The sequence below is a fragment of the Bradyrhizobium sp. 23AC genome (assembly GCF_054863025.1).
On the sequence record NZ_JAVAYN010000001.1, the window covers coordinates 265,855 to 290,894 of the forward strand.

Below are 25,040 nucleotides of genomic sequence, written 5' to 3' on the forward strand. Positions count from 1 at the left end.
TTTGACCGATTAGACGCGCGTTGGCTAGCCTCGTCGCCTCACTCGCCGGGAACGAGTCGCCCGAGCGGCTTCTGTGCCGGACGGCGCAGCTTGCGGCGCGACAGATAGAGCAGGATGCCGGTGACCGCGAATAACGGCATCGACATCGCGGCAATCATGAACGCGAGCTTGCCCGGCCAGCCCAGGATCTCGCCGCGATGGATGTCGTAGATGGCCGCGATGATCTTTTCGCCGAACGTCTTGTCAGCAAAGCGCTCCGCAGAGAGCAGCTGCCCGGTCACGGCGTCGATGCGGAATTCATCGCGCGTGGTCTCCAGCAACGAGGCTTTCCCCCACGACCGGATCCGTATCGTCATGCCGGGACCAGCCGGCATCGTCAGCAAGGCCCTGGAGAATCGGTCGCCCTCCTCACGCTGGAACGTCACCCAGGCCGGATCGAATCCGATTGGCGGCGCCGGTTCGGAGTTGGCCGCACGCGGCGGCTTTGCGGGCATTTTCGCTGCTGTGACATGCGGACGCGCGAGCAGCCAGGTCACGCCGTCCTTGTACCATTCGAAAGAGAAATACAGGCCGGTGAGCGTCATCGTCAGATAGACCGGAAGGACCCAGGTGCCGATCACGGTGTGCAACGACCGGTGCAGAGCGCGGCCACCGAGCCCAAGATTCGGCTTCAGCCACATTTTCACGCTGCCTGCACGGCGCGGCCAGCGCAGCACGAGGCCCGACACCAGCATGACGATCAGGCCGAGCGCGACCGTGCCGGTGATCGGACGTCCCCAGCCCTTGCCGTCGCCGGGAAGGAGCAGCCAGCGATGCAGCCGGCGCACGGTCGCGAAAAACGCTTCGCCGCGCGGCGCGCCGAGCATGCTAGCGTCATAGGGATCGACATAGAGCGAAGTCGGCCGGTCGCCCCGGTCGTCACGCGCAAAGCGGACATGAACCGCCGCAGATGGATCGCTCGACAGTGTGACGGCGGCGACCTTGCCGAGGTCCTGCGAAGCCTTCAGCCGCGCAACCAGCGCATCAGGCATCAGCACCGGCGCCTGACGCGGCGCGACCTGCATGATGCCGGCGTTGAGATGATCGACGATCTCGTCCTCGAAACTTATGATCGCGCCGGTCAGCGCGATCAGGGACACCAGCAGAGCAAGGACCAGGCCCGCGATGGAATGGACCTGGAACAGGACCGCCTTGATGGTGTGTCCGAGCCGCGCGGCCATGGCTAGAACTTCACCGTGGCCGACAGCGAGACGCGCCGCGCATCGCCGATCGCGACGTTCAGGGCGTTACCGGTGGTGGATGAATAGTAGACCTTGTCGAACAGGTTCTTGACGTTGAACTGATAGGTCACCGGCAGATTATCGACCTTCGTGTCGTAAGTCGCAAAGATGTCTGCGACGGTATAGGCCGGCATGAAGAACGTGTTGGCGGCGTCGCCCGGCCGGTCACCGACATAGCGCGCGCCGCCGCCGAGTCGCAGACGTCCAGCGAGCGCGTCGCCGAAATCGTAGACGAGATAGAGTGAGGCCGTGTTCATCGCGACATTCAGCAATTTTGCGTTGCCGACGACGGGATCATTGATCAGGCGCGCATCGGTATAGCCGTAACTTCCAATCATGCTCCACTGGTCGGTCAGCTTGCCGGTCACGTCCAATTCGACGCCGCGCGACCGGGCCGCGCCGGAGGTGCGCGCCGCCGACTTGCCGTTGCCGATGTCATCGAGCACCAGCACGTTCTTCTTCTCGATGTCGTAGACCGCCAGGGTGCCTGACAGCCGCTTGTTGACATCGAACTTCAGCCCGGTCTCCCACTGCGTTCCCTCTTCAGGCGCAATGGTGGAGTCGACGACAAAGCCGGTGGTGAAAGCCGCGATGGTCGAGGTCGGCTTCAACGACTGCGTATAGCTCACGTAATACGAGAGCTGCTCGTTCAGCTTGACGATGACGCCGCCGAGCGGCAGCACCTTGTCGCCTGCGAGATTGGTGTTCGTGACGAAGACAGGCCGGCCCTTTCCTGCGAGCTGCTCGTATTCCATCCAGCGCACGCCGCCAACTACCGACAGCCAGTTGGTCAGATGGAAGGTGTCCTGAGCAAAGAAGCCGCGGGTGCCGAGCTTGTCGGTCTGCTCGCTGTCGGTTGCCGAAACGGTCGTTCCCGGCACGACCAGTCCGTAGACCGGGTTGTAGAAATTGAAGCTCGGCGTCGCCTGCCGAATCAAGTCGTGGCGATCGATCGTGCGATACAGCGCCTCGCCTCCGAACAGGATCTCGTGGCGGAAGCCGCCCATCCAGACGTCGCCCTGCAAATAGGCGGTGCCGTAGCTGGCGTTGCTCAGCGAGTTACGGGTGCCGTCGTTGCTGCGCGTCTCGACGCCGGTCGTGGCGTTGACATTGGTGATGCGGAGCTGATTGGCGCTGAAGGTCTCGGTGTTGTAGCTGTAAGCCGCGGTGACCTTCCAATTGTCGTCGAGTTTCTGCTCGACCGAAGCCTGCATCAGGTCGGAGGTGCCCCACATATTGTTGAAGGGCTCGTCGAGCCGGCGCGTCGCCGGGATTGCCAGCGGTGCCCCCTTGACGAAGGACGTGCCGCGGTCGAACGGAGTGATGAACTCACGGTGCTCATAGGTGAGCTGAACCGTCGTGGTGTCGCCGTACCAGGCCAGCGACGGGTTCACCAGCATTTCCCTGTGGCGGCCGAAATTGCGCCAGTAATCCTCGCTGACGCCGTAGCCGATGAAGCGATAGGCGAGACCGCCGTCGCCGATCGGGCCCGTGATGTCGAGCGTGCCGTCGGCGCCTGTCTTGGACGAGCTGTAGGCCGAGCCGAGCAGCGTGACCGAGCCGTGCTGGTAGAGCTCGGGGCGCTTGCTGATCGTGTTGACGATACCACCGGGGTCCATGATGCCGTAGAGCAGCGAAGCAGGCCCCTTCAGCACCTCGACGCTTTCGACGGCGGCATTGAGGCTGCGGCCCTGCACCAAGGGCATGCCGTTGCGCATGATCGAGCCGTCGCGATTGTCGCCAAAACCACGGCGGATCACGGCATCCTGGGTGCCGGCGAGCGTGTTGGTCTGGGTGACGCCGCTGATATTGACCAAGGCATCATCGATGTTGCGCGGCAACTGGTCCTTCAACACCTGCTCGGGCACCACATTGACGGACTGCGAGGTGTCGAGCGGCGAGGCGCCGCTGCGCAGCGTCGTCGCGCTCGGCATCGCGCGGTAGCCGAGCTTTGCGGCCTGCTGCGCGGCGGCTTGCGCGGCCGCGCGCTCCGAGAGCGTCGGTGCGGCGGGCGCGGAGTTACGATTACGCTGGCGCGCGGCGGTCTGCGTGCGGCGTGACGTCTGATCCGATGCACGCACCGGCTTCGGCCGCTGTGCCGGCGCCTCCACCGTCACCGGCGGCAGGGCCGATTGCGCCTGCGCGGTCGTCATGTTGGAGGGGCATTCGGCGAGCAGCACGGCCGCTCCGATCAGAAGACCCGCACGGCTCTTGCCGGCATGAGTTCGATGGCTGCAGATGCGCTGGCCATCCAGATGAGCACGCACGTTCGATTCACTTCCAGGTCAGACGCAGCATTGAAGCTGGCGCGTCTAACAGCCGCTGTGCGCGAAGAGAACCGCTGGCAGAGTTGAATCGCTCTAGTGTTGAATCGTTCTAAGAACGGAGCGGCATCGAACGGCAATCTTCGATTGCCGTCGTGCCGGCCGCAACACGCAGCACGCGAATTCGCGGCGTATCACGATTTTGTGCGGCCTCAGGCGATGGCAGGAGCCGTCAACTCGTCGAGCTTCCGCTTGAACGCGGAGCCGTCGGACGAGGCGCGGAGCGGCGGGCGCACGCGCTGCCAGGCTGCATCGCCGGTCTGTGCCGCCAGAATCGCTTTCAGCGTCGCGGTGAACGAGGGCGTCTTCAGCACGACGTCGATCGCAGCCTGCATACGCGTTTCGACATCCTTGCCCTCGACCATGCCCTTGACCAGCTCAGGCACGACGTTGGCCATGCCGCAGATGGTGCCGGCACCGCCGGCGGCGATCGCACGGGTGATATCGGCTTCATTGCCGACGGTGATGGCGAGCTCGGGAGCTGCGGCACGAAATGCCTGGAACTGCTTGAAGTCGCCGCTGGAGTCTTTCAGACCCGCGACCACCCTGCCGTAACGCTTGCGCAGGCTCGCGGCGACGGCGGTGGGGATCGCAACGCCCGACATCTGCGGGATGTGATAGAGATAAGCTCGCAGCCGATCGTCGGCGACGCCGTCGATGATCGCGGCAAAGGCATCCTCGATACCTTCGGGCGCGACGCTGCGGTCGAAGTAAGGCGGCAGCACCAGCACGTGGCGCAGGCCGAGACCGAGCGCGGCGCGCGCGAGTGCGATGCTGTCGGTGATGGCGGGGAAGCCACCACCGATGCCGATGCGTTCCGGCGCGACACCGGCCTTGAGCACGGCTTCGATGGTCGCAACGCGCTCGGTGACATTGAACGAGGTGCCCTCGCCAGTGGTGCCGAACAGCACGACGCCGTCGACACCCTTGCCGAACAGCTGCTTGGCGTGAGCCGCCAGCTTGGCGGAGTCCACGCTGCCGTCGGCCGCCAGCGGCGTCGCCGATGCCACCCAGAACCCGCGAATTGCCTCTGTCATCACACCGCCCTCTAAGCTGCGATCTCGGACCAAGCCTCTGATCTCCCAATGGTCTTCAAGGGACTTCCGAGCCTTGTTTTTGCTTTACTTTCCATCTTGTACCTTACATACAAGGAAGAGGCAAATCCTTTCCACCATCACGGCGCGCATGGACGCAGCCAGATTTAGGGAGGTCTCGCATGAACATGGTGACCCCGGTGAAGCGTCCCGACCAATTGCTCGGCGCCCTGCGCGACAAGCTTGGCGCAGCCGCCGTCTTGATCGGCACCGACGTGCCGGCGCGCAATTGCAACGACTGGAGCGCGAGCCTGCCGCAGACGCCGCTCGCGGTGATCCGCCCCGTCGATGCGCAGGGCGTGGCCGACGCGATTGCGACCTGCCGGCAGGCGCAGCTGCCGTTCGTGCCGCAGGGCGGACTGACCGGGCTGTGCCGCGGCGCATCGCCCGAAGCCGGCTGGGTCGCGATCTCGCTCGAGCGCATGAGCGGCATCGAGGAGATCGACCGCGCGTCGATGACGATGACGGTGAAAGCAGGCACGCCGCTGGAGACGATCCAGAAGGCGGCGGATCAAGCCGGCTTCTTCTTTCCGCTCGACCTCGGCTCGCGCGGCTCCTGCGTCATCGGCGGCAATCTCTCGACCAATGCCGGCGGCAACCGCGTGATCCGCTACGGCATGACGCGCGAGCTGGTGCTCGGTCTTGAAGTCGTGCTGCCCGACGGCACCATCATCACTAGCCTCAACAAGCTGATGAAGAACAATGCCGGCTATGATCTGAAGCATCTGTTCATCGGCTCGGAAGGCACGCTCGGCATCATCACCCGCGTGGTGCTAAGACTGTTTCCGAAGCCGCGCTCGACCATGGCCGCGCTCTGCGCACTGAAGGACTATGCCGCGGTGATCGCACTGCTCGATGCGGCGCGCAGCGGGCTCGGACCGCTGCTGTCGGCGTTCGAGGTGATGTGGCCGGACTATTGGGACGTGATCACGACTCGCGCCGGCGTGAAGCCGCCGGTCGCCGCAGGTCACGGCCTCTACGTGCTGGTCGAGGCGCAAGGCACCGACGAGAGTCTGGACGCGCCGCGCTTCCAGGCCTGGCTCGAAGAGCTGATGGAACGCGGGCTGCTGGCCGATGCCGCGGTGGCGCAATCACTGGCGCAGACGCAAGCCTTCTGGCGGGTGCGCGACATCTGCGCCGAATTCGGCCAGGTGCTGGGCCCGCACATCTCCTACGACATCGGCCTTGCGGTTGCCCGGATGGATGAATTCGTCACGCGCTGCAAGGCGGCGCTGGCTTCCGGCATCAAAGGCTGCGAGAGCGTCTATTACGGCCATATCGGCGACGGCAATCTGCACCTGGTCTCCTGGGTCACCGGCCTGTCCGTCGAGCAGCAGCCGAAGGAAGAGATGGACACGATCATCTATGGTCTCGTCCGCGAGCTCGGCGGCAGCATCTCGGCCGAGCACGGCATCGGCACGCTGAAGAAGAAATGGCTGGGCCATGCCAGGAGCGAGGCCGAGATCGCGCTGATGCGGACGCTGAAAGCGGCGCTCGATCCCGATCATCTGCTCAATCCCGGCAAGGTCGTCTGAGAGCGCCGATGCGATCGCTCAAGCTCGATACGCCGAAATCGCTGTCGCAGCGGGTGATGCAGCGGCTGCGGCAGGCTATCATCGACGGCGAGTTCGCGCTCGGCGCCGCCATCTCCGAGGAGATGGTGGCGAATTCCTTCGGCGTCAGCCGCACGCCGGTGCGCGAGGCGATGGGCCAGCTGCAGGCGCAAGGCCTCGTGGTGATCCGCCCGCAGGTCGGCAGCTTTGTGTTCACGCCGAGCGCGGAGGACATCAACGCGCTCTGCACCTTCCGCATCGCGCTCGAACCCAAGGCCGCCGAGCTCGCCTATGGTCACGATCGTGACGGTGCAATCGCCGCAATGAGCGAGGCCATCGCGGCAATGGAGCCGGCGGTCACGGCAAAGGACAACATCGCCTATGGCCGCGCCGATGCCGCGTTTCACGAGGCGCTATTCACCCATTGCGGCAATCGCTATCTCGCCGAATCCTATCAGCTGGTCTCGGGCCGCGTCGCCGCGCTCCGCACCAATCTGACCTCGCCGATCGACGTGCGGACCCGCACCTCGTTCGACGAGCATCGCAGGCTGCTCGATTTGTTCGCGCGCGGTGAGTTCACCGCCTTCGAAGAATTGATGACCACGCATATCACCAATTCTGGCGTGGTTTACGCCAAGGCCTTGAAGGTGGAGGCGTTGAAGGTGGACGCGCTGAAGGTGGAATGAGCGCCTCTAGCGCCCTTCCCTCGGTCCCGGCCTGTCCAGAAAATCCAGCGCGGTATTGATCTGCTCGAGCTGGTGCTCGATCTTGTCGCGGTCATCGACCGATGGCGCCTTTTCGAGCTGCTCCACGAGCTTCTGCTTTCGCAACAGCAAGTTCTCTATGACTGTACTCACAGCTCCCCCATCGCCAGAGGCGAACATCGCGAGTGCGCGCGAGCCGGGCTCGCGGCAACCCCTCATCAGAATGTCCGCGAAGGCCGATGGTTCCTGCGGGTGAACTCGGACGCATGCGGATGGAACTAGCGGCGCAAACTGGCCCAGACGCCACCCAAAATCAGCAAACCGCCGAAAAGATGGATCAGCTGCGGCGGTTCGCCGAGGATGGCGAAAGACAGCAGCGCGCTGGCGATCGGCCCGAGATAGAGCACGAGCGAGGTCCGCACCGAGCCGAACTTGCCGCCGAGCCAGGCAAAGCCGGCATAGGCGAGCAGGCCGGGAACGATCCCGGCGAAGACATAGGCCGACAGCGCCTTGATGCTGAAGACCTGCCCCGGCGTCGCCCACATCTCCATGGCCGCGAGCGGCAGCGAGAACAGGGCGCCGGCGCCCGAGAACAGGCTGATGCGTGCCAGCAGCGACGCCTTTGGCGCGGCGCGCGATTGCAGCAGCGTGTAGCCGGACCAGCCGAGCATCGCGATCACGACGAGGCCGTCGCCCGCTGCAGTCTGAAGTTCGATCAGCGTCTGCGGATGGCCGCCGGAGATGATGAGCAGCGCGCCTGCGAGCGCCAGCGCCGTGCCGAGCCATTGCAGCGGGCCGACATGCTCCATGCCGCGCAGGGCAGAAATCAACAGCACCGTGATGGGCGACAGCGCCATGATCAGCGCGATGTGGATCGCCGTCGTCGAGACGCCCGCGGCGTAGACCGGACCGCCGCACAGGAACATGCCCATGAAGCCGGCGGCGAGGATCGGCCAGATGTTCCCGGCCAGCGGCACGCGGCCATCGAGAATCTCCTTGAGCGCGATCGGCGCGAGCCCGATTGCGACGATGCTCCAGCGGAAGAAGGCGAGCGTGAAGGGCGGGACGGAGCCTGCGAGTCCGCGCGCCAAAATCTGGTTGGAGGCCTGCGCGGTCGCCACCAGGATGAAGCCGACCAGCGCAATCACGCCGAGCCAGACATTCGTGGACGGCGATACGCCGGCCACCGCGTCATGACCGCCGTCAGAGGTTTCCTTGCCCGTTTCCTTGCCCGTTTCCTTGCCCGTTTCCTTGCCCGTTTCCTTGCCCATGGATCAATCGGATATCGGATGTCGGCCGCGGTGAGAACCCCGACGACAGCTCACTGGCATGCATATGCGGCACGCGCAGCATTCCGGGAGGCGCGGCGATGCTCGCGAGCAGCACCGGCACGACAGGGGTGCGGCTAAGCGAGACCGAGAACACCGCCAGCAGCGCGCACAGCATGCAGAGCCTCATCCGCACCGTCCGGCGATCGGTGATCGGCAGAAACAGGAAGAACAACATCGCCAGGATCAGCAGCGCATCGACCAGAAACATGGGGCTCTCCTTCAAAACTGGAGAGAGCATGAGGCGACGGCACCGGCCGGTATGTGGAGGGCGTCACACCCGCCATGGCGCTGACGCGGGTCAAACGGGGTCGAGGAGGAAGGGCAGGCGCCCACTGGTTAACGCGTTGGCACGACCCGGCTGCGGCCCGGGAACCTCGATCTTTCACGCGTCCGTCGGTTGTATTCAGGGGCGCGGAGTCCTATGCGTAGGCGCCATGGACACCCAGATGATCACCGCCGCAAAGCCGCTGATGGCCCGGGCGCAGCCGCGCAAGCCGGCACCGTTCCTCCCGATGAGCCGCGCCGAGATGGACGCGCTCGGCTGGGACGCCTGCGACATCGTGCTGGTGACCGGGGACGCCTATGTCGACCATCCGAGTTTCGGCATGGCGATCATCGGCCGGCTGCTCGAGGCGCAGGGCTTTCGGGTCGGCATCATCTCGCAGCCGGACTGGCATTCGGCCGAGCCGTTTAGGGCATTGGGCAAGCCACGCGTGTTCTTCGGCGTCACCGGCGGCAATATGGATTCCATGGTGAACCGCTACACCGCGGACCGCCGCCTGCGCAGCGACGACGCCTATACGGCCGGCGGCGAAGGCGGCAAGCGGCCGGACCGCTGCACGGTCGTCTATGCGCAACGCTGCCGCGAGGCGTTCAAGGATGTGCCGATCGTGCTCGGCGGCATCGAGGCCTCGCTCCGCCGGATCGCGCATTACGATTACTGGTCGGACAAGGTGCGTCGCTCGGTGCTGGCCGACGCCAAGGCCGACCTCTTGCTGTACGGCAACGCCGAGCGCGCCGTCGTCGAGGTGGCGCAGCGGCTCGCCGCCGGCGAAGCGCCGCGCGCGCTCGACGACATCAGGGGCGTCGCGCTGTTCCGCAAGGTCCCCGAGGATTACACCGAGCTGCACGCCGACGATCTCGATTCCGCCGACGAGGGCGCAACGCGCCAGAAGGGCGCGACCGTGATCCGCCTTCCGGCGCTGGAGCAGGTCGAGCAGGACAAGGAAGCTTATGCGCGCGCATCGCGCGTGCTGCACCGGGAGAGCAATCCCGGCAATGCGCGGCCGCTGGTGCAGCGTCACGGCGATCGCGATCTCTGGCTCAACCCGCCGCCGATCCCGCTGACCAGCGAAGAGATGGACGCGGTCTACGACCTCCCTTACGCGCGCGCGCCGCATCCGTCCTACGGCGAAGCAAAAATCCCCGCCTGGGACATGATCAAGTTCTCGGTGACGATCATGCGCGGCTGCTTTGGCGGCTGCACCTTCTGCTCGATCACCGAGCACGAGGGCCGCATCATCCAGAACCGGTCGGAAGGATCGATCCTGCGCGAGATCGAAAAGATCCGCGACAAGACCCCGGGCTTCACCGGCGTGATCTCCGACATCGGCGGCCCCACCGCCAACATGTACCGGATGGCGTGCAAGGACCCGAAGGTCGAGGCGGCGTGCCGGCGGCCGTCCTGCGTCTTCCCCGAGATCTGCCCGAACCTCAACACCTCACATGACGACCTGATCAGGCTCTATCGCAAGGTGCGCGAGACCCGCGGCATCAAGAAGGTGATGGTCGCTTCCGGCGTGCGCTACGACCTCGCGGTCGAGAGCCCCGAATACATCAAGGAGCTCGTCACCCATCACGTCGGCGGTTACTTGAAGATCGCGCCTGAACATACCGAGCGCGGGCCGCTCGACAAGATGATGAAGCCGGGCATCGGCGCCTACAACAAGTTCAAGCGGATGTTCGACGAAGCGGCCGAACGGGCCGGCAAGAAATACTATCTAATCCCCTATTTCATCGCGGCGCATCCGGGCACGACCGACGAGGACATGATGAACCTCGCGCTCTGGCTCAAGAAGAACCGCTATCGCGCCGATCAGGTGCAGACCTTCCTGCCCTCGCCGATGGCGACCGCGACCGCGATGTACCATACCGGCGTCAACCCGCTGCGCGGCGTGCGCCACGGCGGCAGCGACAAGGTCGAGGCGATCAAGGGCCTGCGCCAGCGCCGCCTGCACAAGGCCTTCCTGCGCTACCACGATCCCGACAATTGGCCGGTGCTGCGCGAGGCCCTGATCGAGATGGGTCGCCGCGACCTGATCGGCTCGCAGCCCCACCATCTCGTGCCGGCACACCAGCCGCCCGGCACCGGCAAGGCCGCCGGCACGCGGCGACCGGTGCGGCCGGGCGAGAAGACCCAGCGGTTCACGACCAAGGGGCTGCGGGTGATGAAGTAGCGGGCACTGCTCGCTGCTAGAGATCGAGCACCACCGCCCCCGAGACAGCATCGGTCACACCGCGCCCGTCACCTTGATCTTCCAGCACGGACCTGAAGCTGTCGAGCGTCTTGATCATCGCCGATCGCGCCGCGACCAGCGCGTCCTGACTGGCCCATGTGCCGATGAGGCAGAAGGTCTGCTCGCCGGTCTTGATGATGACGCCGTGCTCCAGCCCCGGCCATTTGGCCTTGCCGCTCCGATGCGCGTCGAGGAAGGCAGCTTCCTCACCCGGCTTCACCTTGAACCTGACCACATTATAAACCTGCATGATGCGCCTCCAAAAAATGCACTGATCAAAAACGGGCGCCGCGCGAGGTGAGGGACGAAAAGTCCATACGGTCCGCCCTGGCCGATTGTTGTCCTCGCGCGCGGCGGCGTCACCGTGACAAATCACCATGGCGATCTCGGTCTTTTGGGCCGCCCAAACAAAAAAGCCGAAAACGACCCCATGCACAGTAGCCGGCACTCGTGGGATCAATGGCTTAGCCGGATTGCGCAGAATTTGATCCGTCGGACCACACCACTTGACCTTGCCGCCATCATGTAACATATAAAGTTACATGAAACGAGATTCCCGACTCTCCGGCGTGCTGCACGTGCTGCTGCACATGGCGCAACAGCCTGGGCCGTTCACGTCCGAGACGCTGGCCAAGGCCATGGACACCAACCCGGTGGTGATCCGCCGTATCATGGCGGGCCTGCGGGAGATCGGTTACGTGCGCTCCGAGAAGGGGCACGGCGGCGGCTGGACGATCGTCTGCGACCTGTCGAAGGTGACGCTGCGCGACGTCTACGCCGCGCTCGGCAATCCCCCGCTTCTGGCGATGGGCAACCGGACCGAGGCGCCCGGCTGTCTGGTCGAGCAGGCCGTCAATGCCGCCCTCGATCAGGCCTTTGACGATGCGGAGGCGCTGCTGCTGGCGCGGCTCGGTGAGGTGACGCTGGCGATGCTGGGCGAGGACCTGCGCAAGCGGCTCGGGTCTCGAAAGATCCACGACATCAGCGCGCATCGCGCGTGAACGGCTCCATTCACGGGGACAACATCATGACCGACATGCAAGCCGCATTCTCCGATCCGCAATTCGTGGCGAAATACACCGAGGGGCCGCGGCGCTTCGTGCCGGGCTATGACGCCATGCAGTCCATGACGGCGATTCTGCTCGCCGAAAGCGTCCCCAGCGATGGGCAGGTGCTCGTCCTCGGCGCCGGTGGCGGCCTGGAGCTCAAAGCGTTTGCGCAGGCGCATCCCGGCTGGCGCTTCGACGGCGTCGATCCGTCCGCGGCGATGCTGGCACTGGCAGGGCAAACCCTGGGATCGCTCGCCCCCCGTGCGCGCCTTCATCAAGGCTATATCGATGATGCGCCGGAGGGACCGTTCGACGGTGCCACCTGCCTGCTGACCCTGCACTTCGTCGATGTCGCCGAGCGGCGCCGCATCGCCTCGGAGGTCCGCCGCCGCCTCAAGCCGCGCGCACCGTTCGTGGTCGCGCATCTGAGCGCGCCCGATGGCGAGCAGGAGCGCCCGCTGTGGCTGTCGCGCTACTCCGCGTTTCTGGCCGCATCCGGCGTCGAGCCCGAGCAGGCGGCGGCTGCGCGGAACGCGGTTACCAACCATCTGGAGATTCTCGCTCCCGCGCAGGACGAAGTGATCTTGCGCGAGGCCGGCTTCTCGGACCCGACCTTGTTCTATACCGGCTTCGCCTTCCGCGGCTGGGTGGCTTACGCGTGAGGTGTCACCACGGCCGGGCATTCATGCCAGAGCCGGATGCGCCAGGGTGTGTGGATATGATTCCTTACTCCGCGAAATCAGGCCGTATCCGTTTTGCCTTCAAAACCGGACATGGCCGGTTTGCCTCTGCGAATCGGCAAAGGGCCAGAAAGCGACATTCCCTGCTTAGTGTGATAAGCAAGCATCTCAACTGCGAGGTGCATATGACCGACCAGAAGGAAGTTGAACGCAATTGTCCTGAATGTGACGGGACCGGCCAAGACAGGGGCATGCATCCGGTTCGCTTAGGCGAAAAGCATGAGTTTCGTCCCTGCACGAAATGTGGCGGATCGGGGAAGATCAAAGAGGCCGCCGACTGAGGGCGCCGCCCGATGAGTTCGTTGTCATGTTGAAAACGCGGAGCAATCGGCCCGCTCAGTCCGTAATGGTCGAGCGAGTCGTTCAGTTAGTCAAAGTGGCGTCCAGTCTACTCCTCACGGCCGATATCGAGACGTCGGGCGGAGTGGCTGCGATGGGCCATCCAGACATCGCCGATGGGTATAGGATCAGCGTCCACCCGGAGAACGGCAAGTGGCCCGAATAACATCCTTCGTATGGATTCTAACGACTATCATTATCATTGTGGTCGCCACTCCACGACCGGCTCTGGCAACACCGGAAGCGTCTGCATGCGGGTACCTCGCTGGTCTAATCGATAAGGCACCGCCTGGGCCCTTGTTCTTGCCCAGCTATCCGACCGTGGACTCGGGGCCTCTGCGTGGCGCCGCATACCTTTACGACAATGCGGTGGCCGCCATCGCATTGGTCGGTTGCGGTGAGCGAGACAAAGCACGTCGCATCGGCGCGGCGATTCTCTGGGCCATCGACAATGACCGAACCTGGCATGATGGACGGCTCCGGAACGCTTACGCCGGGGGTGTGGTGGCGAATGGCCCTGTCAAACTTCCGGGGTGGTGGGACGACACGCAGAACAAGTGGTTAGAGGATCGATATCAGGTGGGCAGCGATAACGGTAACATCGCATGGGCCATGTTGGCGTTGCTGTCGATTGATGATGTGAACACCGGCTCTCGATTCCGCGATGGTGCAGCACGGCTTGGCACCTGGGTCGCGCAATGGGCCGACAGGCGCGGGACTGGCGGTTTCACGGGGGGTACGTTTGGGCACGAACCGACGCCCGAGTTGCGGACATGGAAATCGACTGAACACAATACTGACCTCGCCGCCGCGTTCGGCCTTCTTGCAACCCGTACAGGCGATTCGCGCTGGCGGGACATGGCAACAGCTGCTGAGCGCTTCGTGGATACGATGTGGGATTCGGCATGCGGCTGTTTCGCCGCAGGCACCGCCGAAGATGGTGTCACGCGCAATCCGATTTTGGCCCTTGATGCTCAAGTCTGGCCGTTGACGGCGCTCCCCGGAGCGGCCAGGAGATTTGCATCGGCCGTTACGACCGCCGAACAGCGAATGAGAGTCGACGAGGGCTTTTCTTACGGTGAAGACCGAGATGGTGTGTGGACCGAAGGGACAAGCCAAATGGCTCTCTTGCTGAAATTGCTCGGCAGGACTGCGGAGGCAAAATCGTTGGTCGCTGTCATCGAATCCCAGAGGTCGCCGGATGGCGGGTTCTATGCCACAAGTGTCCGAGCGCTACCGACCGGGTTCATGCTGGATACCGATCCGGCCAAGCCACGACTCTATTTCCGATTGCCACATCTTGGCGCTGCTTCATGGGCTGCTCTTGCAGAACGGGGATTCAATCCCTTTACGTCGACAAAAGGACTTCCGTAGTTGAACCGCAGTGGCGCCCGTCCAGGTCCGTTTGGGGCCAAAAGCAGCGGTCGCCCAATCGGTCAGACCGTGTCGGCTCCCCTCAAACAGCAGACATGACGATGGCTCTCTCGGTGCTCAGTTCGAAGCCGCTAACAGACCGTGTTCCGACGACGGAGTAGGGTCTGCTCACCGACGTGGGCGGCGGCTTCTCAACGGCTGCAGACGCATCACCGACGTTAACCCTGTTGGCAAATGGTTGGCCGCACGCCGGCTGCCGCCGACAAGTTGCCTTATTGCAGCGGAGAATTTTCAGCGGCACTAACCCCGGGTTAGAGGCGCTTTATGCTGAAAATGGCGTTGTTGGGTCTCCTCATCCTGTTGAGTGCAGGGGTGCTGTCGGCAATGGAGCTGAGCGCTCCACCGCGTCGCGCCGTCGCGATCGCCCAGCCGCTTGCCGAGCAGAGCGCAAGCGTCTCTGCTTCACATGACGCGTTGCCGAAGGCCGATCGCCTCGAGGTTGCCGCTGTGAGCAGCGCGGTGCCGACACAGGTTGCTCCGGTCGACAACCCCGTTGCTCCGCAAGACATCCAAGTCGGTTCGACCTCGCCGGAACCGATCGTCCGTCATCGGCGCGATGCGAAGACGATCGCGACCGCCGAACGCCCCAAGCCGAAGCCAAAGGCAATTGTTGCCAAGCGGACTGCCAATGCTCAGCCTGCAAAGGCCACCAGCGAGACCGAGTCCTGTCGACTGAAGGCGTTCGGCGGCCTGCTCAAGGCATTGAATTTGACCGGTTGCGAAATCTGAGGCCGCTTCCCGGCACGGCAGATCAAAGTCGAACGACCTGACGTCGTGGTGCGAAGCGGGGCCTGCTTCCTCCTGGAAGCACTTACGGGCACACGCCTTGCCGCCATTTTTCCCTCGGCCAACGTCTCGCAAATTCTTCCGATCATGCCTACGTTGCCCCCATGAAAAAGATCGGATTTCTGTCCTTCGGACACTGGACCCCCTCGCCACAATCGCAGACCCGCTCCGCGGCGGACACGCTGCTGCAATCGATCGAGCTAGCCGTTGCGGCCGAGGAGCTGGGCGCGGACGGCGCCTATTTCCGCGTGCACCATTTCGCGCGCCAGCTCGCCTCGCCCTTCCCGCTGCTCGCGGCGGTCGGCGCCAAAACCAGCACAATCGAGATCGGCACCGCCGTGATCGACATGCGCTACGAGAACCCGCTCTACATGGTGGAGGACGCCGGCTCCGCCGATCTCATCGCCGGCGGACGGCTGCAGCTCGGCATCAGCCGCGGCTCGCCCGAGCAGGTGATCGACGGCTGGCGCTACTTTGGTTATCGCCCGGCCGACGGCCAGAGCGATGCGGACATGGGCCGGCGCCACGCCGAGGTGTTTCTCGACCTGCTTCGCGGTGAAGGCTTTGCGGAGCCCAATCCGCAGCCGATGTTTCCGAACCCGCCGGGGCTGCTGCGCCTGGAGCCGCATGCGCAAGGCCTGCGCGAACGGATCTGGTGGGGCGCCGGCTCGAACGCCACCGCGGTGTGGGCGGCGAAGCTCGGCATGAATTTGCAGAGCTCGACGCTGAAGAACGACGAGACCGGCGAGGCCTTCCATGTGCAGCAGGCCGCGCAGATTCGCGCCTATCGCGCGGCGTGGAAAGAGGCCGGCCACGCTCGCGAGCCGCGCGTCTCCGTCAGCCGCAGCATCTTTGCGCTGATCGACGATCGCGACCGCGCCTATTTCGGCCGGGAGCGCGGAGGCGAGGACCAGATCGGCTTCATCGACCCGCAGACCCGGGCGATCTTCGGTCGGAGTTATGCCGCCGAGCCCGATGCGCTGATCGAGCAGCTACGCCAGGACGAGGCGATCGCGGAGGCGGACACGCTGCTGTTGACGATCCCGAACCAGTTAGGGGTCGATTACTGCGCGCATGCGATCGAGGCGATCCTGAAGCACGTCGCACCGGCGCTGGGGTGGCGGTGACATGAGCTGGCGCGGCACGACCAGAAGTCGCGATTGACTTCGTCCACCACCCCCGCCAATGATCCCCCGGGGACTGTTAGACTGAATCAGGGGGGTGGAATGGGCTTGCGTCCGGGGATTTTCGTTGCGGCTTTCCTGCTTGCGGGGTGTGCATCAGGGCCGATGGGCAGCACGGCTCTGACGGATAACGTCAAGGCAAATACTGCGCGGCTGGTGGTCTATCGCTCATCCGCCCTGGGTTTCGCGATCCAACCAAGCTATTCGGTCGATGGACGCTCCGTTGGAGGCAGTCAGGCTGCAGGTTTCTTGGCCTGCGACCTGCCTCCGGGCCGCCACGAGGTTGCGGTCAATAATCTTCCGCTGAGCAGCAATCTGTTCGGACAGGGAAGCGAGAAAGTGAGCCTCGATCTGCGCGCCGGCAGCACCACCTACCTCTCCGCCCAGCCACAGATGGGAATCATCACGCCCGGTGCGATCACGTTGATCCAGGTCGCGGAAAGCCAAGGCCGTGCCGATGTCGCCAGCTTGCATCAGAGCAACAGCTCATGTGGCAAGGCGTGATCTGAGGCGCTCCGCGTTCTCCTGAGAGCCCGCCTAAGCGGGGGTCTCGAAGGATGGCCGCACGAGAGTGCTCTCAAATTTGGTTTGCTAGCCGCCTCCACCTCACCCCGTCTTCGTCCCCGTGATCACCGCCAGCGCCTCGACGAGGCGGTCGAGATCGGCCTCATCGGTAAAGAGCGCAGGCGTCACGCGGATGCATTGGCCCCTGGCGACGCCGGCCCGGCGCACCGTCATGACCTTGTGGCTGTCCCGCAGCTTCGCCACGATGGACTCGTTGTCGACTTTGCTGGTCTTGCCGGCGAGACGGAACGACGTGATCGCGCCATATGAGCCGACCTCGTCCGGCGTCAGGATCTCGATGTCCTTGAATCCGCGGGCGCGGCTCACCCAATAGTCACGCAAATGGCGCAAGCGGGCCTGCTTTGCCGCGGCGCCGATCTGCTGATGCAACGTCACGGCCGTCGGCACCGTCAGCACCGTGGCGAAATTGACCGTGCCGGTGTGAACCCGCGAGCGGATATCGGCCTCCGCAAAATCCTCATCGCCCATGTCGCGGTCGATGGCGGCGAGGCGGTCCTTCCTGATGTAGAGGAAGCCCACGCCGAGCGGCGCGCCGATCCATTTGTGCAGATTGAAGCCGACGAAATCGGCCTCGAGCTCACCGACCCGGAAGTCGATCTGCCCCCAGGAATGCGCGGCGTCGACGATGGTGTCGATGCCCTTGGCCTTCGCCATGCGGGCAATCTCGGCGATCGGCATGACGAAGCCGGTGCGGTGGCTGACATGGGTCAGGAGCATAAGTCGCGTCTTCGGGTTCGCCTCGATGGCGCGGGCATAGGCGTCGAGCACCGCCTGGCGGGTGGCGGGCTCCGGCACGTCGAACTTGACCACGTCGACGCCGCGGCGCCCCTTCAGCGCGTTCATCGCATACTGCATCGAATCATAATCGAGGTCGGCATAGAGCACGGCATCGCCGGGCTTCAGCCTGTTGTAGCCGCCGATGAGGAGCTGCAGCGCTTCGGTCGCACCGCGGGTGAGCGCGATCTCCTCGGTCGCCGCGCCGACCGTCTCCGCCACCTTGGCGCGCACCGCCTCGAAATCCGCACCCGCGCGCTGCCGCGCGTAATAGGTGTTCTGAAAGTTGATCATGTCGGACTGGCGGATGAACTCGCGCCGCACGGGCTCGGCCATGATGCCCCAATAGCCGTTCTCGAAATTGACGACATCGGGCGTCACGGCGTAGAGCCCCTTCACGGCCGCCCAATAGGCCTTGTCGGCGGCGATTGCGGCAGCCGAACCGGTCGGCTGCGCCGGAAGGCCCTCGGCCGCCATTGCCGGCGCAGCAATCGGCGCCATGGCTGCGGCGGCGAGGCCCTTCAGGATCGACCGGCGGTCGGACGAAATGGTCTTTATCAGATGCATATATCAGCCTCCACGATGCGCGGCGAAAGGAGCAGCGATCAGTAGAGCGCGAATGACAATGCGATGACAGTTCGATGATGATGCCGGGCCAGGCAATCGTGCTCCTGGCGTGAGCGATTCACCTGCACGTCCGGCACAGCCTATGGCGCGAAGCCCGGCCATGGCCGCCTGGACAAACGTCAATCACCTAGCGCCAGGCTCGCAATCTGGTGCCTGAGTGAGTTCGGGCAGCTTTTTATGGCCCCCAGTCTAGTCGGCGCTCAGGCTGTGACTGATCCGTGTGACGACGCGGTCCCATTGCTGCTTTTCGGCCGCGGGGTAATTGATCAGCACGCAGTGCACATGGCTGCCCGAAAAATTGCAACGGTCGTACCAAATCTTGTCGCGCTTGATGCTGGAGACCACGAAGAACTTCGGGGCAACACGCTTGTAGATGATGCCGGACGGCGGCCCCTTCCTGGCCAAGAACGCGGCCGGCGAAAGACCTTCGCCGTTGGAAACGGCCTGTACGGTGAGATCGGCCCTGCCGTCGGCGGTACGAAACTGCTGACCGTAGCCGTCGGGCTTGCCGGCCATCTCCGTAAAAAGCGAGGCGGGAATGTCCACCGATGTTCCGGACTCGACGATGCGGTAGGTCGTCCAGCTGCCGGCTTGGGCGGCAGAGAGCGTTGCAAGCAGCGCAACGATGGCAGCGAATGTCGTCCTCATGTTCGGCTCCTCACGCGCGCGGCACCAATTGCAGCTCCAACAGGGCGATCCTTTGCAGATCGGCGGCGTTGCGCTCGCCAGCGCCGGCGCTGCGCAGGATGGATTCGGCAAGTGTGGCGACATGCGAGGCATGCACGGGCTCAGGCAGGCTCGAGACTGCGGCTTCCAGGGCCCCCGTCATGATCGCGATCACTTCGGGGGAGAACGAGGCGTTGGAAAACTTCTTCATCGGGCGGGACCAGCCGCTTGTATGGCGAGCGTGATCAACGCCGGGAAAAAGCGGAAGTTCCTGCGACAGATGTCAGGTTCGACTGCTTAAGTCACCGGCTGATATTGCGTGACGTGCTCGATTTCGACCTGTTCGCTCGCCGCGGCCTGCATCCTCACATGGCTGCCGATGACGAGGCCCGTGAGCGAGAGCATGAGCCCGAGCGCGAGTGGCGCGAACAACGCCTCTTCCTGGAACAATCCGTTGAGCAGCACGACCATGACGCCGAAGCCGGCGAGACCCTGCGTCAGATAGCCCGATGAGGCGTAGAGGCGCCATGCCCTAAGCGCCATCGCGAAATAGAAGGCCAGCAGCACGAAGGCGCCAACGCCCATCTGGTACAAGAGCACGCCGATCGCGCTCTCGACCGCGCCGTCGATCGTTCCGGCCGCCTGTGCGGCACTCCAGTCGATGGAAAAATAGCTCTCCGACAAATTGCCACCAATGCCGAGGCCCCGGCCGAAAGGTCTCTGCACGAATCCGTCCAAACCACCCATCAGTCCAATGACGTGATAGTCGCCGATCTGCAGCCCGAGGCGGATCGCCAGAACCGCGAAGGCGGCCATGCCGAGGAAACCGAGCAACAACGTCACCACGGCGCCGATCAGACGGGTCGCGATCCAGGCCGCGACCACGAAGATCACCACGATGAGCGCGCCCTTCACGCTGCAAAAGATCAGCAGCGGCAATGCTGCGAGGGCCAGCAGCGGCCGTCCCACCGAGAACAGGAACAGGGAGAGAAAGCCGACGCCGTAAGCGAAGCTGATCGGATGCATGTTCGGACCGTTGATGCGCAGCATCTTCGACAGGCCGAACCCTTCGAGCAAGGGCGTGTTCAGAAAATCGAAGCTGAAGCGGTCCTTGAGGTCGACGGGCACGTTGCCGGTGGCCCGCATCTGGGCTTCCCAGACACCCGAATGGGTCGCCTTGAGCTCGTCGAAACCCCAGAACGTATAGCTGTTGGTGATGGCCAGCCAGAGATCGCGGAAGACGAGTTCGACATACCCGCACAGCAGAAGGATGACCGCGAGCGTCACCAGGAACGGCGTGACGCGCACCTCATAGGTCGCGGCCGTCAGAAGCGAGAGCTGGAACAGGAACAGCGGCAGCACGATATTGCGCAGATAGACCGCCGCCGGCTGTCCGTCCTGGATGAAGCCGATCGCGAAATACAGCGACACCACGGCCAGGGTGACGACACCCCAGCGCATGATCTGGTTCACCTCAGCCGATTGATTCCTCTGGCCCAGCACGTAAAGGCCGAACGTCGCCAGCCACATCACGGAGCAGACGAGGAAATTGTAGCCCTTGATGAAGTCGAGATCGGACGGCAGCGGGACCAGCGGCGACAGGATCGAGACGAACAGGTTCTGGAAGAACAGGACGAAGATCGCGATGGCCGGCGCGTAGGTCGGGACCGCCAGGACGATGGCGATGCCGATGAGGACCTCGACCACAATGGCCAGGGCCGGATAGGCCAAATGCAGGACCGGAGCAAAGCCGATCGCTGCCACGGCGATGCAGAGGGTCGGAACCAGCTCGCGCCAGGCCGGCGGCGACGGCTCGGCCGGCACGGTCTGAACCTGGGTTAAGTCCCCGGCACCCATCAATCGTCCTTTGGCAGCGCGCGGGGAGCACGATAGCGGGGCGATGTGTAAGGATTCCTTAACGATAGCGAACCGGCGCGATGTCAGCGCGGGCTAGGCCGAGGCGCACCGAGCAGCGCCCGCATCACGTCGGGATCGGGCTTGCCCGTGCTGCGATCGACGAGGCCAAAGCCTTGCGCCAGCTCCCAATGCGTCCAGCCCCAGCAATGCTCCCTGGCATAAGCGGTGACGTCCGCCAGCCAGCGCAACCGGCTTTGTCTCGGCGCTCCCGCTTTCAGCACGCCGAACTCGTTGACGATGATCGGCCGCTTGAACTGCTGCTGCCATGCGAGCGCCGGTGCGAGCCAGCGATCGGCCTGCGGCTTGTCCTTGGCGGCGGCGATTGCGACGTCGAGCATGCCGAGCGCCTTGGTCGCGCCCCTCGCCTGCAGATCCTGGCGCAGCGCCTGCACTTTGGGATCGCCGGCGTTGATCGGATAAGGCAGATCCATGATGTCGTGCAGCGGATCCTGCGCATCCCAGTGGGCCTGATGGGTGAACACCATGGGATCATAGAAGTGGATGGCATAGACGATGTCGGGATCCTCCAGCGGACGAAACCGTGGCAGCGAATCCGCACGCTGCCAGTTGACCGGACCGACAATGAGGGTCGTGGCGGGAAGCAATTTGCGGACGAAGCCGGCGAGCGTCTCGACCTGCCTTTGCCATGTGTCGGCGTCGATATCGGGCTCGTTGAGCAGCTCTGCGAAGACGCGATCGGCCGGATAGGAGCGGATGACCTCTGCAAGACTGCTCCAGGCGTCCTGCATCTCGCGCAGCGCCGCGTCCGTATCTTCCTTGTGCAGGCGATTGAAACGCTCGCCGGGATGAAGATCGACGGACGTGGCATAGCCGAGTGCGGTGAGCTGCTTCAGCGCCTTGTCGAGCATACGCAGCGTCTCGTCGCGCTCGGCCTTTGCAGCGAAACGCGGCATCACGCGCTCGGCCGGCACCGGCAACCGGACGTGAGTCATTCCAGCGCGGCGCAATTGCTGCAGCAGTTCGCGGCTTGGCACCTCACCGTTGATCCAGCCGTCGGCATTGAAGCCGCGCGACAATGCGGCGAGCCTCGCCGGCGCGACCGTCTGCGGCAAGGGCACGCAAGTGTCGGCGAAGGCCGGCGCTCCGAATGAGATCGACAGCAGCATCGCAGCAGTCAGCCAACGACGGCGCGCCGCTTTCATCGTCAAACCGCAAGACCCAACGCGCCGCCCTCGGGGTGCGGCGCCGTCGAGCCCGCAGGCGCGTGATTGACGACCAGACCCGTCGGCACGGTCTCATACCTCGACAGCGCCGCGGTCACCCTGCGCATCGCCGCCGAACCGAGCTCGCCGGCGCGCGCCACCAGGACGATCAGGTCAGCGTGCGCTGCCAGCGCGATTGCGTCGGGCTGCAAGGCGAGATTGCCGGCGTGGACGATGATCAGATCGAACTCCGAGCGAATATCGTCCTCGGGCCTCGCATCTGCCTTTCGGCCGGCGCTCAGGAGCTCGTCGATCGACTGAAGTCCCGCCGTGGTCGAGCCGTCGTTCCATTCGGTCACCGGCGGCTGGTGACCTGCGAATTCCGGCTGCAGCCGGATCAATACGCTCATCATGCCCCTGTTCACGTCGGCGCGATTGAGCGAACGCGCGACGGTGTTGCCGCCGGCGCTCTTGCCGACCGACAGCACGAGGGCGACTTTGCAACCGCGCACCGGCACGCGATCGATCCGCTCGAGCAGCGGCCGCAGATAGGCGCCGAGATCGAGCTCGGCCGAGGCGGCGATCGGTCTTTGCCAGACGGTGTTGGTCGCAGTCCCGGACGCCAGATCAGGAATGCGGGCCCAGACGGGAACGCGCGGCATCGCCTCGGGCCGGTGCGCGGCAGCGGCGGAAGGCTGGACTTGAGTTTGGGCTTGCTGCTGGACTTGCCGGGCTTGCGAGTCCTCTGCCCTAGCGTGCACGGCGGCCTCGGCAGGCGCTGGCCCGCCGGACATGCTCGTCATCGCCGCAATGGCGGCGGTCGATGTCAGCAGCGAGCCGATCGCCAGCGCCGCCAGCAGCAGAGCGAGCGGCGGACGGGTCGAGCGCAGCGGCGGAATGGCGGGCGAAGCGATCTTGGTCTGGGAGTTTTGCAGCTGACGCTGCTCATTGGTCGTCTTGAACCGCGACAGGAACTGCTCGTAAATGTTCCTGTTGGCATCGGCGTCGCGCTGCAGCTCCTGCAACTTCACCAGCGCCTGGCCGTCGACCAGCATCTGCGTCTCGACCGCCTTGAGCTGCTTTTCCAGCGCGTTCTGCTGCTCCAGCTGAGCTTCATATTCGGACTTGGCGGTATCGATGTTCTTTTTCCGCTCGACCTCGATCTGCCGGTTGATATCGGCCAGCTGGCTGTAGGAGATCGCGAGGTCGGGATGGCGGTCGCCGTACACCGCCTTCTTCTGCGCGATCTGGTCATTCAGCGTCGAGCGCTGCGCGCGCAGCATGCTCAACAGGTCCTGCTTCACCGGCCCCTCGACATTGGCCTTGAGATCGCGTTGCACCTGCTCGTAGCGCGCCTTGGCTTCCTCGGTGCGAAGACGGGCGGCGGAGACCTGCTGATTGAGATCGGTCACCCGCAATTGCTGCGTGGTTGAATCCTTGCCGGCATTGAGGATCTTGTGCTCGAGCCTGAAGGCGGCGACGGCGTCTTCCGATGCGCGCAGCCGCTCGTTCAACGTGTTCAGCCGGTTCTTGAGCCAGTCGGCCGCCTCGTCCGTGGCCTCGGTGCGGACGCGGCCCTGGCTGGCAACGAACGCCTCGGCGATCGCGTTGGCGTAGTAAGCGGCCCGCTCGGGGCGGTTCGAGGTGAAGGAAATCGCAATGACGTAGGTGAGCCCGCGCCGCGTGATCTCGAGGCGGTTGCGGAATTTCTCGAGCAGGCGCGTCATGTCGGTATAGCCGCCCGCGATATCATCGTCATCGGCGATCTTGAGCTGCTCGATCAGGGGACGGAGAAAGCCGTCCGATTTGGCGATCTCGATCTGGCTCTGAAGCGCCGCGGCGTCCTGGCCGATGCCCGGCAGCACCTCCTGATCCGAAGTCACGCGCAGCTCCCGGGGATCGAGCACGACCAGGGCTGTTGCGGCGTACCGGACCGGCAGAATCATCAGAACGACGGCGCCGAGGGCAAACAGCGCCACCGCCAGCGTCAGAATGCGCCGGCCGTTCTCGCGCAGGAAAGACAGCACACCGGTGACGGTCAGCGATCCCTTGATCAGCGCCGGCGCGGCGCCGTCAGGTTTCATCCGCGCAGGCCGCGGCGCTTCCCACGAAGCCGCAGGCTCCGTCGGGGCGATGCTTCGCGGAGTTGCGCGGCTACCGAACGCCATGGGCTCGACTCGAAATCAACTGACAGTCACAGTTCAGAGGCTTTCGACACCGTAAATATCCATGGTTAACCGCCGGTTACGGCCGGCGCGCGAAGCCGTCATGGTAAAACCTGAGAACAGGCCCGTTCAGGCGGAAAAGAACGGCTTGGATGGTCTGCGTGCCGGGCCTGCCGCACTGGCAGCCAACGGCGCCCTCGGCGTGGCCGGCCGCGCGCGCTCGACATCGCCAAGCAGGCAGGACCGCAAGGTTTCGATCTCCGGACAATCGGCAGTGCCGAGCGGCCCGATCAGGAAGCCGCTCTCCAGGGGCTCGCATTTGTAGCCGGGACAGCGCTGCACCCTGTCCGCAATCACGACGTCGACCTTGCCTTCGAGCAGCTCGTGCAGCCCCGCCGGCTGGCTGATCCGAATGGCGATCTGGGGCTCGGCCCGGCGGAACTGCGCCAGGCGCGCCCGCAACGCATCGACCGCAAAACTGGCGTGGAGCCCGATATGCAGCAGGCTTGTGACGCCCTCGGGCTTGAGCTCGGCAGTGGCCTCGGCAAGGCAACGAAAGGCGTCACGGACCGGCGCCAGATAGGTTTCGCCGGCAGCGGTCAGAATGATCTGCCGTGTCCGTCGCTCGAACAGCTGCACGCCCAGCCGCTCCTCCAGCAGACGGACTTGCTGGCTGACGGCACCGGCCGTGACGTGCAGCTCATGAGCGGCCTGCTTGAAGCTGAGATGGCGGGCGGCGGCCTCGAAGGCGCGCAGGGCATTGAGTGGCGGCAGCAGATACGTCATGGCCGGCTCCGGGCGATGCGGGA

The 25,040-nt window shown here is 64.5% G+C and carries 23 protein-coding genes; 9 read left to right on the plus strand and 14 right to left on the minus strand.

Annotated features, from left to right (window positions below; all coding sequences use genetic code 11):
• Positions 1 to 38: 38 nt before the first annotated feature.
• The 3 genes from RAD10_RS01255 to RAD10_RS01265 all read right to left on the minus strand — a co-directional run bounded on the left by RAD10_RS01255 (position 39) and on the right by RAD10_RS01265 (position 4,641).
• On the minus strand, positions 39 to 1,220 hold the full coding sequence (locus RAD10_RS01255) for a PepSY-associated TM helix domain-containing protein (protein WP_461616005.1): 1,182 nt from the start codon (positions 1,218 to 1,220) through the stop codon (positions 39 to 41).
• Between the two features lie 2 nt (positions 1,221 to 1,222).
• Positions 1,223 to 3,547 (minus strand): TonB-dependent siderophore receptor, encoded by a 2,325-nt coding sequence (locus RAD10_RS01260; RefSeq protein ID WP_461616006.1) that lies wholly within the window; start codon positions 3,545 to 3,547, stop codon positions 1,223 to 1,225.
• A 209-nt stretch (positions 3,548 to 3,756) separates the two neighbouring features.
• On the minus strand, positions 3,757 to 4,641 hold the full coding sequence (locus RAD10_RS01265; RefSeq protein WP_461616007.1) for a dihydrodipicolinate synthase family protein: 885 nt from the start codon (positions 4,639 to 4,641) through the stop codon (positions 3,757 to 3,759).
• Between the two features lie 179 nt (positions 4,642 to 4,820).
• On the opposite strand from RAD10_RS01265, the gene RAD10_RS01270 reads away from it, so the two are divergent.
• Together RAD10_RS01270 and RAD10_RS01275 are read left to right on the plus strand one after the other, a co-directional pair.
• On the plus strand, positions 4,821 to 6,233 hold the full coding sequence (locus RAD10_RS01270) for an FAD-binding oxidoreductase (RefSeq protein WP_461616008.1): 1,413 nt from the start codon (positions 4,821 to 4,823) through the stop codon (positions 6,231 to 6,233).
• Positions 6,234 to 6,241: 8 nt separating this feature from the next.
• Positions 6,242 to 6,937: a GntR family transcriptional regulator gene (locus tag RAD10_RS01275; protein ID WP_461616009.1), complete on the plus strand. Its 696-nt coding sequence runs from the start codon at positions 6,242 to 6,244 to the stop codon at positions 6,935 to 6,937.
• Between the two features lie 6 nt (positions 6,938 to 6,943).
• Here the strand turns inward: RAD10_RS01275 and RAD10_RS01280 are convergent, their stop codons facing one another.
• The 3 genes from RAD10_RS01280 to RAD10_RS01290 form a co-directional block, all read right to left on the minus strand.
• Positions 6,944 to 7,081: a hypothetical protein gene (locus RAD10_RS01280; RefSeq protein ID WP_461616010.1), complete on the minus strand. Its 138-nt coding sequence runs from the start codon at positions 7,079 to 7,081 to the stop codon at positions 6,944 to 6,946.
• A gap of 152 nt (positions 7,082 to 7,233) precedes the next feature.
• Positions 7,234 to 8,226, minus strand: a complete 993-nt coding sequence (locus RAD10_RS01285) for a DMT family transporter (RefSeq protein WP_461616011.1) — start codon at positions 8,224 to 8,226, stop codon at positions 7,234 to 7,236.
• The gene (locus RAD10_RS01290; RefSeq protein ID WP_461616012.1) at positions 8,159 to 8,494 is read right to left on the minus strand and encodes a hypothetical protein; all 336 of its coding nucleotides are present in this window, start codon (positions 8,492 to 8,494) and stop codon (positions 8,159 to 8,161) included. The genes RAD10_RS01285 and RAD10_RS01290 overlap by 68 nt, the downstream gene beginning before the upstream one ends.
• Before the next feature lie 226 nt (positions 8,495 to 8,720).
• Here RAD10_RS01290 and RAD10_RS01295 point away from each other — a divergent pair, with 226 nt between their 5' ends.
• Entirely contained in the window at positions 8,721 to 10,742 is a 2,022-nt protein-coding gene (locus RAD10_RS01295) for a YgiQ family radical SAM protein (protein ID WP_461616013.1), read from the plus strand.
• Positions 10,743 to 10,758: 16 nt separating this feature from the next.
• Here RAD10_RS01295 and RAD10_RS01300 read toward each other — a convergent pair whose 3' ends face one another.
• Positions 10,759 to 11,052, minus strand: a complete 294-nt coding sequence (locus tag RAD10_RS01300; RefSeq protein ID WP_461616014.1) for an antibiotic biosynthesis monooxygenase family protein — start codon at positions 11,050 to 11,052, stop codon at positions 10,759 to 10,761.
• A gap of 292 nt (positions 11,053 to 11,344) precedes the next feature.
• Between RAD10_RS01300 and RAD10_RS01305 the strand changes: the two genes are divergently transcribed.
• The 6 genes from RAD10_RS01305 (at position 11,345) to RAD10_RS01330 (ending at position 16,838) form a co-directional block, all read left to right on the plus strand.
• Positions 11,345 to 11,803, plus strand: a complete 459-nt coding sequence (locus tag RAD10_RS01305) for an Rrf2 family transcriptional regulator (RefSeq protein ID WP_461616015.1) — start codon at positions 11,345 to 11,347, stop codon at positions 11,801 to 11,803.
• 26 nt (positions 11,804 to 11,829) lie between these two features.
• A complete protein-coding gene (locus RAD10_RS01310; RefSeq protein ID WP_461616016.1) occupies positions 11,830 to 12,513 on the plus strand; it encodes a class I SAM-dependent methyltransferase in 684 nt (227 codons plus the stop codon).
• Between the two features lie 786 nt (positions 12,514 to 13,299).
• Entirely contained in the window at positions 13,300 to 14,304 is a 1,005-nt protein-coding gene (locus RAD10_RS01315) for a hypothetical protein (protein WP_461616017.1), read from the plus strand.
• 324 nt (positions 14,305 to 14,628) lie between these two features.
• Positions 14,629 to 15,093, plus strand: coding sequence for a hypothetical protein (locus RAD10_RS01320; RefSeq protein WP_461616018.1), 465 nt, complete (start codon positions 14,629 to 14,631; stop codon positions 15,091 to 15,093).
• A gap of 161 nt (positions 15,094 to 15,254) precedes the next feature.
• A complete protein-coding gene (locus RAD10_RS01325) occupies positions 15,255 to 16,277 on the plus strand; it encodes an LLM class flavin-dependent oxidoreductase (protein WP_461616019.1) in 1,023 nt (340 codons plus the stop codon).
• Between the two features lie 99 nt (positions 16,278 to 16,376).
• Positions 16,377 to 16,838 carry a DUF2846 domain-containing protein gene (locus RAD10_RS01330; protein ID WP_104465015.1) on the plus strand — a complete coding sequence of 154 codons (462 nt, stop codon included), beginning with the start codon at positions 16,377 to 16,379 and terminating at the stop codon, positions 16,836 to 16,838.
• A gap of 102 nt (positions 16,839 to 16,940) precedes the next feature.
• Here RAD10_RS01330 and RAD10_RS01335 read toward each other — a convergent pair whose 3' ends face one another.
• The 7 genes from RAD10_RS01335 to RAD10_RS01365 all read right to left on the minus strand — a co-directional run bounded on the left by RAD10_RS01335 (position 16,941) and on the right by RAD10_RS01365 (position 25,017).
• A complete protein-coding gene (locus RAD10_RS01335; protein ID WP_461616020.1) occupies positions 16,941 to 18,260 on the minus strand; it encodes an aminotransferase class V-fold PLP-dependent enzyme in 1,320 nt (439 codons plus the stop codon).
• A 249-nt stretch (positions 18,261 to 18,509) separates the two neighbouring features.
• Positions 18,510 to 18,968 carry a hypothetical protein gene (locus tag RAD10_RS01340; protein WP_461616021.1) on the minus strand — a complete coding sequence of 153 codons (459 nt, stop codon included), beginning with the start codon at positions 18,966 to 18,968 and terminating at the stop codon, positions 18,510 to 18,512.
• A 10-nt stretch (positions 18,969 to 18,978) separates the two neighbouring features.
• A complete protein-coding gene (locus RAD10_RS01345) occupies positions 18,979 to 19,197 on the minus strand; it encodes a hypothetical protein (RefSeq protein ID WP_461616022.1) in 219 nt (72 codons plus the stop codon).
• 86 nt (positions 19,198 to 19,283) lie between these two features.
• Positions 19,284 to 20,843, minus strand: a complete 1,560-nt coding sequence (locus tag RAD10_RS01350) for a hypothetical protein (RefSeq protein WP_461616023.1) — start codon at positions 20,841 to 20,843, stop codon at positions 19,284 to 19,286.
• 83 nt (positions 20,844 to 20,926) lie between these two features.
• Complete coding sequence (locus RAD10_RS01355; protein ID WP_461616024.1) at positions 20,927 to 22,066, minus strand: glycoside hydrolase family 5 protein; 1,140 nt, start codon at positions 22,064 to 22,066, stop codon at positions 20,927 to 20,929.
• A 2-nt stretch (positions 22,067 to 22,068) separates the two neighbouring features.
• Positions 22,069 to 24,234, minus strand: a complete 2,166-nt coding sequence (locus tag RAD10_RS01360) for a GumC family protein (protein WP_461616025.1) — start codon at positions 24,232 to 24,234, stop codon at positions 22,069 to 22,071.
• 126 nt (positions 24,235 to 24,360) lie between these two features.
• Entirely contained in the window at positions 24,361 to 25,017 is a 657-nt protein-coding gene (locus RAD10_RS01365; RefSeq protein WP_461616026.1) for a LysR family transcriptional regulator, read from the minus strand.
• Positions 25,018 to 25,040: the final 23 nt, after the last annotated feature.

Coding starts and splice junctions, on each gene's coding strand:
- RAD10_RS01340 (WP_461616021.1), bottom strand. CDS start 18,968: ATGAGGACGACATTCGCTGCCATCGTTGCGCTGCTTGCAACGCTCTCT.
- RAD10_RS01330 (WP_104465015.1), top strand. CDS start 16,377: ATGGGCTTGCGTCCGGGGATTTTCGTTGCGGCTTTCCTGCTTGCGGGG.
- RAD10_RS01310 (WP_461616016.1), top strand. CDS start 11,830: ATGACCGACATGCAAGCCGCATTCTCCGATCCGCAATTCGTGGCGAAA.
- RAD10_RS01325 (WP_461616019.1), top strand. CDS start 15,255: ATGAAAAAGATCGGATTTCTGTCCTTCGGACACTGGACCCCCTCGCCA.
- RAD10_RS01355 (WP_461616024.1), bottom strand. CDS start 22,066: ATGAAAGCGGCGCGCCGTCGTTGGCTGACTGCTGCGATGCTGCTGTCG.
- RAD10_RS01275 (WP_461616009.1), top strand. CDS start 6,242: ATGCGATCGCTCAAGCTCGATACGCCGAAATCGCTGTCGCAGCGGGTG.
- RAD10_RS01295 (WP_461616013.1), top strand. CDS start 8,721: ATGGACACCCAGATGATCACCGCCGCAAAGCCGCTGATGGCCCGGGCG.
- RAD10_RS01265 (WP_461616007.1), bottom strand. CDS start 4,641: ATGACAGAGGCAATTCGCGGGTTCTGGGTGGCATCGGCGACGCCGCTG.
- RAD10_RS01255 (WP_461616005.1), bottom strand. CDS start 1,220: ATGGCCGCGCGGCTCGGACACACCATCAAGGCGGTCCTGTTCCAGGTC.
- RAD10_RS01350 (WP_461616023.1), bottom strand. CDS start 20,843: ATGGGTGCCGGGGACTTAACCCAGGTTCAGACCGTGCCGGCCGAGCCG.
- RAD10_RS01345 (WP_461616022.1), bottom strand. CDS start 19,197: ATGAAGAAGTTTTCCAACGCCTCGTTCTCCCCCGAAGTGATCGCGATC.
- RAD10_RS01290 (WP_461616012.1), bottom strand. CDS start 8,494: ATGTTTCTGGTCGATGCGCTGCTGATCCTGGCGATGTTGTTCTTCCTG.
- RAD10_RS01335 (WP_461616020.1), bottom strand. CDS start 18,260: ATGCATCTGATAAAGACCATTTCGTCCGACCGCCGGTCGATCCTGAAG.
- RAD10_RS01365 (WP_461616026.1), bottom strand. CDS start 25,017: ATGACGTATCTGCTGCCGCCACTCAATGCCCTGCGCGCCTTCGAGGCC.
- RAD10_RS01270 (WP_461616008.1), top strand. CDS start 4,821: ATGAACATGGTGACCCCGGTGAAGCGTCCCGACCAATTGCTCGGCGCC.
- RAD10_RS01360 (WP_461616025.1), bottom strand. CDS start 24,234: ATGGCGTTCGGTAGCCGCGCAACTCCGCGAAGCATCGCCCCGACGGAG.
- RAD10_RS01300 (WP_461616014.1), bottom strand. CDS start 11,052: ATGCAGGTTTATAATGTGGTCAGGTTCAAGGTGAAGCCGGGTGAGGAA.
- RAD10_RS01305 (WP_461616015.1), top strand. CDS start 11,345: ATGAAACGAGATTCCCGACTCTCCGGCGTGCTGCACGTGCTGCTGCAC.
- RAD10_RS01320 (WP_461616018.1), top strand. CDS start 14,629: ATGCTGAAAATGGCGTTGTTGGGTCTCCTCATCCTGTTGAGTGCAGGG.
- RAD10_RS01285 (WP_461616011.1), bottom strand. CDS start 8,226: ATGGGCAAGGAAACGGGCAAGGAAACGGGCAAGGAAACGGGCAAGGAA.